Origin of the sequence: uncultured Stenotrophomonas sp. (genome assembly GCF_963519125.1) — a bacterium.
Taxonomy (GTDB): domain Bacteria; phylum Pseudomonadota; class Gammaproteobacteria; order Xanthomonadales; family Xanthomonadaceae; genus Stenotrophomonas.
The window spans coordinates 1-12180 of sequence record NZ_CAUQLJ010000011.1 but is presented as its reverse complement, the minus strand read 5'-3'; the positions used below and the strand labels follow the sequence as shown (position 1 = coordinate 12180).

Here is a 12180-nt window from a genome sequence, read left to right as displayed (position 1 = left end):
TTCCGGGCGCGTGGCGACGCGTTCATCTAACCGGCGCACACCGTTCAAGCAGCGCGGCGTGGCTCTACCCGGGGCGGCTGCGGTAAGGTTGAGGGCTCGCAGCCTCCGGATTCGACCCCCCCATGAAGAATTACCTGTTGCTCCCGCTGCTGGCCGCGTCGCTGGCCCTGGCCGCCTGCGGCAAGCCCGCTGCCGACTCCGGCAAGCTGGTGGTCGCCGCTACGGCGGTGCCGCACGCCGAGATCCTGGCGGTGGTCAAGCCGATCCTGCAGAAGGAGGGGCTGGAGCTGGACGTGAAGGTCTTCAATGACTACGTGCAGCCCAACGACCAGCTGGTGCAGAAGCAGGTCGACGTGAACTACTTCCAGACCGAACCCTACCTGGACGCCTACAACCGCGACCGCAAGACCGACCTGACCAAGGTCATCGGCGTGCATATCGAACCGTTCGGCGCCTACTCGCGCCGGTTCAAGTCGCTGGCCGACCTGCCGGTCGGCGCCGACGTGGTGATTCCCAACGACCCGAGCAACAACAGCCGCGCACTGATCCTGCTGCACAAGGCCGGCGTGATCACGCTGAAGGACCCGAGCAACGCGCTGGCGACCCAGCGCGACATCATTGCCAACCCCAGGCAGCTCAAGTTCCGTGAGCTGGATTCGGCGATGCTGCCGCGCGTGCTCGACCAGGTCGACCTGGCCCTGATCAACACCAACTACGCGCTCGACGCCGGGCTCAACCCGACCCAGGACGCACTGGCGATCGAGAGCAAGGATTCGCCGTACGTGAACTTCCTGGTCGCGCGCCCGGACAACAAGGACGACCCGCGCGTCCAGCAGCTCGCCAAAGCCCTGACCAGTCCCGAGGTGAAAGCCTTCATCGCGGAAAAATACAAAGGCGCGGTACTGCCGGCGTTCTGATTCACCCCACCCGGAACCCCATCGTCGCTTCCACCGCCTGCTGCCAGCCGGCATACAGCGTTTCGCGCTGGTCGACTGACATCTGCGGCGTGAAGCGGCGGTCCACCGCCCACTGCTCGGCAATCTCCGCGCGGCTGCGCCAGAATCCGGTGGCCAAACCGGCGAGGTACGCCGCGCCGAGCGCGGTGGTTTCGGCCACCTGCGGGCGCAGCACCGGCACGCCGAGCAGGTCGCTCTGGAACTGGGCCATGAAGTCGTTGGCGATGGCGCCGCCGTCGGCACGCAGTTCGGTCAGTTCGATCCCGGCGTCGGCCTGCATCGCGGCCAGCACGTCGCGGGTCTGGTAAGCCATCGATTCCACCGCCGCGCGGATGAAGTGCTCCTTGGTGGTGCCACGGCTGAGGCCGAATACCGCGCCGCGCACGTCGCTGCGCCAATAGGGCGCACCCAGCCCGACAAAGGCCGGCACCATGTACACACCGCCATTGTCCGGCGCCCGTTCGGCATAGGCCTGGCAGTCGCTGGACTTGCCGAACATGCGCAGCCCGTCGCGCAGCCACTGCACCACCGAGCCCGCTACGAAGATCGAGCCTTCCAGCGCGTACTCCACGCGTCCGTCGATTCCCCAGGCAATCGTGGTGAGCAGGCCGTTGCGTGAATCCACAGGGCGCGTGCCGGTATGCATCAGCATGAAGCAGCCGGTGCCATAGGTGTTCTTGACCATGCCCGGTTCGAAGCACGCCTGGCCGAACAGTGCGGCCTGCTGGTCGCCGGCGATCCCGGCGATGGGGATGTGCTGGTCGAAGAAGAACTGCGCCTGGGTGGTGCCGTAGACCTCGCTGGAGCTGCGCACCTCCGGCAGCATCGCGCGCGGGATGTCCAGCAGCGCCAGCAGCGCGTCGTCCCACGCCAGGGTATGGATGTTGAACAGCAGCGTGCGGGCGGCGTTGCTGTAGTCGGTGACATGGGCGGCCCCGCCGGTGAGGTTCCAGACCAGCCAGCTGTCGATGGTGCCGAACAGCAGTTCGCCGCGCTCGGCGCGCGCCTGTGCGCCTTCGACATGGTCGAGGATCCAGCGGATCTTGGTGGCTGAAAAGTAGGCGTCCACCAGCAATCCGGTGCGCGCGTGGATCAGCGGCTCGTGGCCATCGGCCTTGAGCCGCTCGCAGATGGCCTGGCTCTGTCGCGACTGCCAGACCACCGCGTTGTGGATCGGCTGGCCGGTCGCCTTGTCCCACACCACGGTGGTTTCGCGCTGGTTGGTGATGCCGATCGCCGCGATCTGGCGCGGGTCGACCTGTTCGCGGTTGAGCAGTTCGGTCAGCGTGGTGTAGACGCTGGTGAGGATCTCGCGCGGATCGTGCTCGACCCAGCCCGGTTGCGGGAAATGCTGGGTGAACTCGCGCTGGGCAACGCCGACCATGCGTCCGGCGCGGTCGAACAGCATCGCGCGTGAGCTGGTGGTGCCCTGGTCGATGGCGAGTACGTAGTGCTTGTCCATGGGGTGGCCTTGCTGAACCTTCTGCAGGATAACGGGCTGGCCGGGCAGAGCCGGGCGCTACCCTGGCGTTGCGGGGTAGAGCGCGGCGGCCGTCGCCGTCCGAACGCGCAGGTAGTCTGCCAGTGCCTGCTGCTGCGCGCCGTCCAGGCGCAGGCCGACGTGCGTGCGCCGCCACAGCAGGTCCTCGGGTTCGCGGACCCACTCGTGTTCCACCAGGTAGTCCACTTCCAGCGCATTCAGCCCGGCGCCGAAATGCTGGCCCAGCTGCGCAACGGTCTGCGCCTCGCCCAGCACCACCTGCGCACGCGTTCCGTGGCGACGCGCCAGGGCCTGCAACAGGTTTTCAGGCAACTGCGGATAGGCCGCATGCAGTGCCGGCAGCAGCATGGCCACGGTGCCGCCGTCACCCCCGGGCAACGGCGGCCCGTTCGCGGTCCATGCCGGATCGCCGCGGCCGAGCGCGGCCGCCAGCTGATCGACTGCTTCTTCTGCCAGAGTCCGGCAGGTGGTGAGCTTGCCGCCGAGCACGCTCAGGATCAGCGCCTGCTGGTGATCCAGGTGCAGGCGATAGTCGCGTGTGACCCGGTCGGCGTCATGGTGGTGGTCGGCCAGCAGCGGACGCACTCCGCTGAACTGCCACACCACCTGCTCGGGGTGGACCGGTGTGCGCAGCCACTGGTTCACCGACGCGCACAGGTAGAGCACTTCCGCCGGCGAGGCGCGGACCCGGGCGGGGTCGTCCTCATAGTCCACATCGGTGGTGCCGATCAGGCTGTAGTCCTGGTCGAAGGGAATGACAAACACCACGCGCTGGTCCGGTTGCTGCAGCAGGTAGGCGCTGTCATGCGCGTAGAGGCGCGGCACCACGATATGGCTGCCCTGTACCAGGCGCAGGCCGATGGGCGCGTCCATGCCGGCACGCTCGAGCAGGTTGCCGGCCCAGGGGCCGGTGGCGTTGACCACCGCGCGCGCACGCATGCGGGTCACCGTGCCATCGGCCTGGCGCAGCACCGCCAGCCAATGGTCGCGGTGGCGGATCAGCTGGTCGCAACGGGTGCGCACCCGGATCTCCGCACCGCGCTCGCGCGCGTCCATGGCCGTGGCGACGACCAGCCGCGCATCATCCACGCGTGCGTCGGCATAGCTGAAGGCCGTGCGGTAGCGCGGCTGCAGCAGCGCGCCGCGCGGGTCGCGACGCAGGTCGACCCGGCGTGTGTGTGGAAACGCCGGGCCGGTGTCGGCCAGGTGGTCGTACAGCCAGAGCCCCGCGCGCAGCATCCAGGCCGGGCGCAGGTGCCGCGCATGCGGCAGCACGAATGACGTGGGCGTGACCAGGTGCGGGGCCAGTCGCTGCAGCACGCTGCGTTCGCGCAGCGCTTTGCGGACCAGCGCAAACTGGCCGAACTGCAGGTAGCGCAGTCCACCATGGATCAGCTTGGTGCTGGCGCTGGAGGTATGCGCAGCCAGGTCGTCCTGTTCGCACAGGGTGACCGACCAGCCGCGACCCGCGGCATCGCGGGCAATGGAGACCCCATTGATGCCGCCGCCTACGACCAGGACATCCCGGATGTCGTCCATCGATCCCCCCTGTGCATGGGGCGAGTATCGAGAGGCGGGCGCCAAGGCGGGATGAAACATCCTTGGCTGAAAACGACAACGGGCCCCCGAAGGGGCCCGTTGCAGGGGGTGATGCGATATCGCCGCTTAGAAGCGCGCGCCGATACCAAAGCCCACGGTCCACGGGTCCAGCTTGGCTTCGTCGCCGGTGCCGTTGCCGTTCACGGTCAACTCCGGACGCGAGTGCATGTAGCGGGCATCGGCGCGCGCGAACCAGGTGCTGTTGATGTTCATGTCCACGCCGACGGTGCCGATGGCGCCCTTGGCGGTCTCCAGCCCGATGTGGCCGACGTCGCTGGCCAGCTTTTCGTTGCTGAAGTTCGACTCGTAGTAACCCACGCCCACGAACGGGCGGAACACGTTGTCGGCCTGGCCGAAGTGGTACTGGCCGCTCAGCGCGATCGGCTGCTGCTCAACCGTGCCCAGCTTGGCATTGTTGGCACCGCGCACGCGGTGGTCGAACTTGTCGGCCGCGCCCCACAGCTCCACGGCCCAGTTGTCGTTGATGTAGTAGCTGAAGCTCAGCGTCGGTGCCGGGCCGCCGTCGACCTTGTCGATGCCTTCCAGCGGATCATTCTTCGGCTGCAGCAGCGCTACACCGCCGACAACGGCGAAGTGCTTGCCGGAGGCAGTGTCGGTGGTGCTGTCCTGCGCGAACGCGGCAGGAGCAAAGGCAAGGGCAGTCAGGGTAGCCAGGGTCAGGGTGCGGATGGAGCGCATGGGGGAATCTCCTCAGGGTATTTTTTTGTTCTGGGCCCCGATGCGTTGGGGCGAGGCAAACGTAGTCCCCGCAACATGAATCGAATCCGACGCACGTTAAAATTTAGTTTCCTTCGTTCAGCAGGCAGCGCGAAAACGCTGTGTTCCCGCGCTTTCAGGCACGCTGCAACATTCATCGATCTGGAGATGCCGTGACGAAACCCATGCAGTGCATTGGCCTGCCTGCGCAGGCAGCGACCGACTGTCGCGTACTGGTGCTGGGTTCAATGCCGGGTGCTGCGTCGTTGCACGCGGCCCAGTATTACGCGCACCCACGCAATCGTTTCTGGCCGCTGATGGCCGCGCTCACCGGCATCGATGCGACGCTGCCGTATCCCGAGCGGATGCAGGCGTTGCAGGCTGCCGGCGTCGGTCTGTGGGATGTGATCGGGCAGTGCGAGCGCACTGGCAGCCTGGATACGGCGATCGTGCGCGGCAGCGAGGTGCCCAATGCGCTGCCGACCCTGATTGCAGGCCTGCCTCGGCTGGCGGCGATCGCCTGCAACGGTGCCACGGCACACCGCGCGTTCGTGCGCTGGGTTCAACCGCAGCTGGACATGCGTCAGGCTGCGCTGCCGGTGTGGTCGTTGCCCTCCACCAGTCCGGCCAATGCCGCTTGGCCGCTCGCCAGGCTGCAGGCGGCATGGCAACCGCTGGCCAATGTCCTTGCCCACTGAGCGGAACAGCGGCGGGACAATACGGTACCGACTGGAAGCGGCTGCAACAGGCTGTCCCGGAACGGGGGAGGTGAAAGTTGCCCAAGCCGGTTGGCGCTGGCGCCTCCTGCCCTCACAATAGGCGATTCCCTACACCAGATTGCCGGAGTTATCCCCATGGCCGAAATCAAGGAAGCACTTGTCCCCGATATCGGTGACTACAGCGATATCCCGGTAATCGAGGTGCTTGTCGCCGTCGGCGACACGGTCAAGAAGGACCAGGGCCTGGTGACGCTGGAAAGCGACAAGGCGACCATGGAAGTGCCGTCGTCGGTGGCTGGCGTGGTCAAGGAACTGAAGGTCAAGGTCGGCGACAGCCTGTCCGAAGGCAAGGTCGTGGCGCTGATCGAAGTGGCCGAAGGCGAAGCCGCCAAGCCGGCCGCTGCTGCTCCGGCACCGGCCAAGGACGCTGCCCCGGCTGCCGCTACCCAGAGCGCGCCGGCTCCGGCCGCTGCTGCACCGGCTGCCCCGGCCGCCAGCGGTGGCGCGGTGGAGGCGCTGGTGCCGGATATCGGCGATTACTCCGGTATCCCGGTCATCGAAGTGCTGGTCGCCGTCGGCGACACGGTCAAGAAGGACCAGGGCCTGGTCACGCTGGAAAGCGACAAGGCCACCATGGAAGTGCCGTCGTCGGTGGCCGGTGTGGTCAAGGAGATCAAGGTCAAGGTTGGCGACAATCTGTCGCAGGGCAATGTGGTCGCCATCATCGAAGCCGAGGGCGCTGCCGCGCCGGCGCCGACCAAGGCTGCCGCAGCCGCCGCTCCGGCTGCCGCCGAGACCGCCACCAAGGTCGAGCCGGTCGCTGTGCCGGCGCAGCCGGACAAGCTGGCGGCCCGCGAGATCGCCTCGGCCGGTACCCCGAGCAGCCCGCCGGTGCAGTTCAACGCCGATGGCGTGCTGCCGGCCAAGGTGCCGTATGCCACCCCGGCGGTGCGTGTGTTCGCCCGCGAACTGGGCGTGGACCTGCTGCAGATCAGCGGCACCGAGAAGGGTGGCCGCATCACCAAGGGTGACGTGCAGAAGTTCGTCAAGGCCGCACTCAGCGGTGGCGTGCCGGCTGCCGGCGGTGCTGCTGTCGCTGCCGGTGGTGGCCTGAACCTGCTGCCGTGGCCGAAGGTCGACTTCAGCAAGTTCGGCGAGACCGAAGTCCAGCCGCTGTCGCGCATCAAGAAGATCTCGGGTGCGAACCTGGCCCGCAACTGGGCCATGATCCCGCACGTCACCCAGTTCGAGCAGGCTGACATCACCGATCTGGAAGGCCTGCGCGTGGCGCTGAACAAGGAAAACGAGAAGGCCGGCATCAAGCTGACCATGCTCGCCTTCCTGATCAAGGCCAGCGCCGCCGCGCTCAAGCAGTTCCCGGAGTTCAACGCGTCGCTGGATGCGGCCGGTGAGAACCTCACCCTGAAGAAGTACTTCAACATCGGCTTCGCCGCCGACACCCCGAACGGGCTGGTCGTTCCGGTGATCCGCGACGTCGACAAGAAGGGCGTGGTGCAGATCGCGCAGGAAACCGGCGAGCTCGCCAAAAAGGCGCGCGACGGCAAGCTGGGCCCCGCCGACATGAGCGGTGGCTGCTTCTCGATCAGCTCGCTGGGCGGCATCGGTGGCACCGCGTTCACCCCGATCGTCAATGCGCCGGAAGTGGCCATCCTGGGTGTGTCCAAGTCGTCGATCCAGCCGGTGTGGAACGGCAAGGAATTCGCGCCGAAGCTGATGCTGCCGCTGTCGCTGAGCTACGACCACCGCGTCATCGACGGTGCGCTGGCCGCGCGCTTCACCACCTACCTGTCGCAGGTGCTGGCCGACATGCGGCGCGTGCTGCTGTGATCGAGCGCGCCTTGGTTACCCGGCAGCGGGGCAGGGCCCCGCTCTACGCGGGGGTAGTGCTGGGCCTGCTCATTGCGCCCAGCGCTTTCGCGGCCTGCACCACCGAGCTGGGGCGCGGTTGGCCGCCGGCGGTGGGCAACTACGGCCAGGCGGTGGAAACGCTGTTCGTGGGCAAGGCGCAGCCGATGCTGTCGCTGGTCACCCTGCCCAAGGGCGGGGTGGAAACCGGCGTGGCGCTGCTGCCCGGCACCCAGGGCCAAGCGTGGACGCTGCGCTTCAGCAAGGCCGACAAGCGCGTGTACACCTGGAACAACAGCGCGCGCGGTGGCGGCGTTGAGCTGCGCGTGGACCAGGAGCCGGACCAGTACCAGGTCGCCATTCCGGCCGCCCTGGCCCAGCGCCTCATGCGCAGCTGGCGCAGTGCGCTCGATTCGGGCGTGCCGGCCGAGCGCAAGGCGCCGATCACCGATGGTGAAGTGCTGTCGTTCCAGGTCGATGGCGAGCGCTACAGCGGTCCGCGCTGGGAGTGCGGTGCCGGCAAGCTGATGATGAAACAGGTGGCGCTGCTGATCGAAGCCAGCGACACCAAGGAAAAGAAGCTCGACCGTCGCTGGCAGGATCTGGACGAGTCGCTCGACGAACTGCAGCAACTGCTCGCCGGCAAGGCCGGCTGAGACCCAGGAGAACACACATGGCCGCTATTGAAATCAAGGTTCCCGACATTGGCGATTACAGCGCCGTCCCGGTGATCGAACTGCTGGTCGCGGTGGGCGACACGGTGAAGAAGGACCAGGGCCTGGTCACGCTGGAGTCGGACAAGGCCACCCTGGAAGTGCCGTCCTCGGCCGCCGGCGTGGTCAAGGAAATCAAGGTCAAGCTGGGCGACACCCTGTCCGAAGGCGCCGTGGTGGTCGTGCTGGATGCTGAAGGCGCCGCCGAAGCCCCGGCCAAGGCCGCTGCGCCGGCTCCCGCTGCGGCCGCCCCGGCCAGCAAGCCGCCGGTGACCCCGTCGCACCGTGCCCCGGCCGAGCCGGCTGCACCGAAGCCGGCGCTGTCCAGCGGCAAGCCGGCCGACATCGAATGCGAAATGGTCGTGCTGGGCTCCGGCCCGGGCGGCTACACCGCCGCCTTCCGCGCCGCCGACGTCGGCCTGGATACGGTGCTGGTCGAGCGCTACGCCAGCCTCGGCGGCGTCTGCCTCAACGTGGGCTGCATTCCGTCCAAGGCGCTGCTGCATGCTGCTGCGGTGATCGACGAAGTGGCCCATGCCGGTGATTTCGGCGTCGAGTTCGGCAAGCCGACCATCACCCTGGACAAGCTGCGCGAGTACAAGGAAAAGGTCGTCAACCAGCTGACCAAGGGCCTGGCCGGCATGGCCAAGCAGCGCAAGGTCCGCAGCGTGCAGGGCGTCGGCAAGTTTGTTTCGGCCAACGAACTGGAAATCACTGCTGCTGACGGCAGCACCCAGCTGCTGCGCTTCCAGAAGTGCATCATCGCCGCCGGTTCGCAGGCGGTGAAGTTGCCGAACTTCCCGTGGGACGACAAGCGCGTGATGGATTCCACCGACGCGCTGGAGCTGGCCGAAGTGCCGGCTTCGCTGCTGGTTGTCGGCGGCGGCATCATCGGCCTGGAAATGGCCACCGTGTATGGCGCGCTGGGCAGCAAGGTCACCGTGGTCGAGTTCATGGACCAGCTGATGCCGGGCGCCGACAAGGACCTGGTCAAGCCGCTGGCCGACCGCCTGAAGAAGCAGGGCATCGAAGTCCATCTGAAGACCAAGGCCTCCGGCGTGACCGCCGACGCCAAGGGCATCACCGTGACCTTCGAAGCCGCCGAGGAAGGCCAGGCGCCGGCATTGGCGCAGGGCACCTTCGACCGCGTGCTGGTGGCCGTGGGCCGCTCGCCGAACGGCAAGAAGATCGATGCCGAGAAGGCCGGCGTGCAGGTCACCGACCGTGGCTTCATCCCGGTTGACCGCCAGATGCGCACCAACGTGCCGCACATCTTTGCCATTGGCGACATCGTCGGCAACCCGATGCTGGCCCACAAGGCCACGCACGAGGGCAAGCTGGCCGCTGAAGTGGCAGCTGGGCACAAGAAGGAGTGGGTGGCGCGGGTGATTCCGTCGGTGGCCTACACCAACCCGGAAATCGCGTGGGTCGGCGTGACCGAGACCGAAGCCAAGGCACAGGGCCTGAAGGTCGGCGTGGCCAAGTTCCCGTGGGCCGCCAGCGGCCGTGCAATCGGCATCGGCCGTACCGAAGGCTTCACCAAGCTGATCTTCGACGAGGAAACCCACCGCATCATCGGCGGCGCGATCGTGGGCGTGCATGCCGGCGACCTGCTGGCGGAGATCGGCCTGGCCATCGAGATGGGCGCCGAAGCCGAAGACATCGGCCACACCATCCACGCGCACCCGACGCTCAGCGAATCGGTGGCGATGGCGGCGGAAATCTACGACGGCACCATCACCGATCTGTACATCCCCAAGAAAAAATGATGCAAACAAAAAACCCGGCGAATGCCGGGTTTTTTGTGCGTGACCGAGGATCAGAACGAAACGCTGATACCCGCCACCGGACCCTTGAACTCCTGCTTCAGGCCGATGGTGCCATCGCGACCGCTCTGGTCAACGTCTAGGCGGAACCAGTCGTAGCCGGCGAAGATGCCGAAATTGTCGGTGAACTTGTAGTCCACGATGACATTGGCGCGGGTCAGGTCACCGTCGTAGTCGTCGAAGTTGCCCCACTCGGTGTTGAGGTACTGGCCCTGCGCGGTGATCATCCACTTCTCCGACGGGGTGATGGTGAAGCGTGCACCCACCACCGGCGCGACGCCGTCGGCCTTCTCGTCCAGGAACTGACCGTTGTACACGGTGCCCAGGTCGGCGTAGGCCTTGGTGCTCACTTTGGCGTACTCCGCACCCAGCTGCAGGCCGAGGTCGAACTTTTCGGTGTCCACCACCGAGTAGTCGTACACGAGGCTGGCCACCTGGTACTTCAGCTCACCCTTCACGAAGCTGCCCGCCGGGACGGTCTCACCGCCGAAGCTGATGCCGTCGTCCAGGGTTTCGCGGCGGTCCTTGTCGTACTTGAAGTAGTTGAAGATCAGGCGCTGGCGGTCGCTGATGCGGAACAGGCCGTCGATGCGCGGTTCCCACTCCTTGCCACCCAGGCCGAAGTCCTCGTCGAAGCCCACGTCCTGGCCCAGCACCGTCGTGTTGCCACGGATGGTGTTGTCCGAGTCGATGTTCATGGCGCCCAGGCGCAGCGCGAAGCGGTCGTCGCCCTCGGCCGCACTGGCCGACGTGGAATGGGTGATTGCAGCCATGGCCAGCGGCAGGGCGAGCAGCGGAAGCAGACGCATCGGGGTGTCCTTGCAGTGATTCGGGGGAATGGAATCACTCTGCCTTAGCCGCGCGTCCACCATTCGTGAACGTATGGTGCAGGGGGCGTGTACCGTTCATGCGTCGAAGCGCGCCGTCTGGGGCTCTGGCTGGCCGAAGCGCGGGGCGGATCCCGTAGCGGGCGGGCCGAGCCGGCCGCCCGGAAAAGAGCGGCCCCGGAGAGAGCTCGGGGCCGCTCGGTACCGGCCTGCACAGGGGCGTCGACGAGGATCGAATGGACAGGCCGAACAGTCAGACTGCCGACCGCGACGAAAGTTCAATATGCTGCGGCGCAAAATGAATTGGGGCCGCGATTGGCGGGTTCGACCCCCTGATCGCCGCAAAATCTGTGGCGATGCAGCAACTTGCGGCGTCCGGGATGAACGGGGGACGGTTGTCTCGCAAATTGTCCCGTTGCTATAATTTGGCGGCTCGACGAGGCAAAGCACTTGCTGCCTCGGCCACTCTTCCCACAACCATGCAGGACATACGTGTGCTGAACTCCGTTGACGCGGGTCGGCGACTGATGCTGCGCGCAGCGGTCTACCCGCTGGCCGCAGTGGCTGTCCTGGCCCTGGCCTTCCTGCTGCTGGCAGGTCCGAAGTACGCCCTCGGGGCGCTTGCGTCGGGTGTCGCGGTATCGGCAGGCGGTTGGGTCGCGGCACGGATGGCGCTGGGGGGCGGGGTGCAGGCGGCGGGTTCGGCCATGTCGCGGCTGATCCTGGCGGTGGTGGCGAAGTGGGCGCTCGTATTCGGTGTCCTGGCGGTGGGTTTCGTGGTCTTCAAGCTGCCTGCACTGGCGCTGCTGGCCGGAATCGCCGTCGGACTGATGTTCCAGGTCCTGGCTCTGGCCAGGCGCTGATCCAATTTATTTAACTCAAGGTTCCGGACACATGGCAGGCGAGGCGCTTACACCCACCTCCTACATCCAACATCACCTGCACAACCTGACATTCCACATGCAGGAAGGTGGTTTCTGGGCTATTCACGTCGACACCATTGTGACTTCGGTCGCGCTGGGTTTGTTGATGGTGTTTGGCTTCTGGATGGCCACCCGCAAGGCCACGGCCGGCGTGCCGGGCAAGTGGCAGGCGTTCGTGGAGATCTGCCTGGAGTTCGTTGACCGCCAGGCCAAGGACACCTACCACGGCACCAGCAAGCTGGTGACCCCGATCGCGATCACGATCTTCTTCTGGATCCTCCTGATGAACCTCATCAAGATGATCCCGGCCGACTTCATCGCCCTGCCGCTGGAAGCACTGGGCGTGCCGTACTGGAAGCCGGTTCCCACCGCCGACGTCAATGCCACCCTGGGCATGTCGATCAGCGTGTTCTTCCTGATGCTGTTCTTCGCGCTGCGTTCCAAGGGCCTGGGTGGCTTCACCAAGGAATTCCTGACCGCGCCGTTCGGCAAGTGGATGATGCCGTTCAACCTGATCCTCAACATCGTCGAGT

The 12180-nt window shown here is 66.4% G+C and carries 11 protein-coding genes; 7 read left to right on the top strand and 4 right to left on the bottom strand.

The window, feature by feature from the left end; translation table 11 throughout:
• The first annotated feature begins 122 nt into the window (after nucleotides 1-122).
• Nucleotides 123-917 carry a MetQ/NlpA family ABC transporter substrate-binding protein gene (locus tag RYM47_RS11025; RefSeq protein ID WP_315387884.1) on the top strand — a complete coding sequence of 265 codons (795 nt, stop codon included), beginning with the start codon at nucleotides 123-125 and terminating at the stop codon, nucleotides 915-917.
• A 1-nt stretch (nucleotide 918) separates the two neighbouring features.
• Here the strand turns inward: RYM47_RS11025 and glpK are convergent, their stop codons facing one another.
• From glpK to RYM47_RS11010, 3 genes are all read right to left on the bottom strand, one after another.
• The gene (gene glpK, locus RYM47_RS11020) at nucleotides 919-2418 is read right to left on the bottom strand and encodes a glycerol kinase GlpK (RefSeq protein ID WP_315387883.1); all 1500 of its coding nucleotides are present in this window, start codon (nucleotides 2416-2418) and stop codon (nucleotides 919-921) included.
• 57 nt (nucleotides 2419-2475) lie between these two features.
• A complete protein-coding gene (gene glpD / locus RYM47_RS11015; protein WP_315387881.1) occupies nucleotides 2476-3996 on the bottom strand; it encodes a glycerol-3-phosphate dehydrogenase in 1521 nt (506 codons plus the stop codon).
• A 126-nt stretch (nucleotides 3997-4122) separates the two neighbouring features.
• A complete protein-coding gene (locus RYM47_RS11010; protein WP_315387879.1) occupies nucleotides 4123-4755 on the bottom strand; it encodes an OmpW family outer membrane protein in 633 nt (210 codons plus the stop codon).
• 203 nt (nucleotides 4756-4958) lie between these two features.
• Between RYM47_RS11010 and RYM47_RS11005 the strand changes: the two genes are divergently transcribed.
• The 4 genes from RYM47_RS11005 (at nucleotide 4959) to lpdA (ending at nucleotide 9840) form a co-directional block, all read left to right on the top strand.
• Nucleotides 4959-5471 carry a DNA-deoxyinosine glycosylase gene (locus tag RYM47_RS11005; protein ID WP_315388070.1) on the top strand — a complete coding sequence of 171 codons (513 nt, stop codon included), beginning with the start codon at nucleotides 4959-4961 and terminating at the stop codon, nucleotides 5469-5471.
• Nucleotides 5472-5627: 156 nt separating this feature from the next.
• Nucleotides 5628-7340: a dihydrolipoyllysine-residue acetyltransferase gene (gene aceF / locus RYM47_RS11000; protein WP_315387877.1), complete on the top strand. Its 1713-nt coding sequence runs from the start codon at nucleotides 5628-5630 to the stop codon at nucleotides 7338-7340.
• 56 nt (nucleotides 7341-7396) lie between these two features.
• Complete coding sequence (locus RYM47_RS10995) at nucleotides 7397-8014, top strand: hypothetical protein (RefSeq protein ID WP_315387875.1); 618 nt, start codon at nucleotides 7397-7399, stop codon at nucleotides 8012-8014.
• Between the two features lie 17 nt (nucleotides 8015-8031).
• Complete coding sequence (gene lpdA / locus RYM47_RS10990; protein WP_315387874.1) at nucleotides 8032-9840, top strand: dihydrolipoyl dehydrogenase; 1809 nt, start codon at nucleotides 8032-8034, stop codon at nucleotides 9838-9840.
• Between the two features lie 50 nt (nucleotides 9841-9890).
• Here the strand turns inward: lpdA and RYM47_RS10985 are convergent, their stop codons facing one another.
• Nucleotides 9891-10706: a hypothetical protein gene (locus tag RYM47_RS10985; protein ID WP_315387872.1), complete on the bottom strand. Its 816-nt coding sequence runs from the start codon at nucleotides 10704-10706 to the stop codon at nucleotides 9891-9893.
• 512 nt (nucleotides 10707-11218) lie between these two features.
• Here RYM47_RS10985 and RYM47_RS10980 point away from each other — a divergent pair.
• Both RYM47_RS10980 and RYM47_RS10975 read left to right on the top strand, forming a co-directional pair.
• Entirely contained in the window at nucleotides 11219-11587 is a 369-nt protein-coding gene (locus tag RYM47_RS10980; protein WP_171966783.1) for a hypothetical protein, read from the top strand.
• Nucleotides 11588-11618: 31 nt separating this feature from the next.
• On the top strand, nucleotides 11619-12180 hold a 562-nt coding region (locus RYM47_RS10975; RefSeq protein WP_315387870.1), incomplete at its 3' end, for a FoF1 ATP synthase subunit a.

Coding starts and splice junctions, on each gene's coding strand:
- RYM47_RS10985 (WP_315387872.1), bottom strand. CDS start 10,706: ATGCGTCTGCTTCCGCTGCTCGCCCTGCCGCTGGCCATGGCTGCAATC.
- lpdA (WP_315387874.1), top strand. CDS start 8,032: ATGGCCGCTATTGAAATCAAGGTTCCCGACATTGGCGATTACAGCGCC.
- aceF (WP_315387877.1), top strand. CDS start 5,628: ATGGCCGAAATCAAGGAAGCACTTGTCCCCGATATCGGTGACTACAGC.
- RYM47_RS11005 (WP_315388070.1), top strand. CDS start 4,959: ATGCAGTGCATTGGCCTGCCTGCGCAGGCAGCGACCGACTGTCGCGTA.
- RYM47_RS11010 (WP_315387879.1), bottom strand. CDS start 4,755: ATGCGCTCCATCCGCACCCTGACCCTGGCTACCCTGACTGCCCTTGCC.
- glpD (WP_315387881.1), bottom strand. CDS start 3,996: ATGGACGACATCCGGGATGTCCTGGTCGTAGGCGGCGGCATCAATGGG.
- glpK (WP_315387883.1), bottom strand. CDS start 2,418: ATGGACAAGCACTACGTACTCGCCATCGACCAGGGCACCACCAGCTCA.
- RYM47_RS11025 (WP_315387884.1), top strand. CDS start 123: ATGAAGAATTACCTGTTGCTCCCGCTGCTGGCCGCGTCGCTGGCCCTG.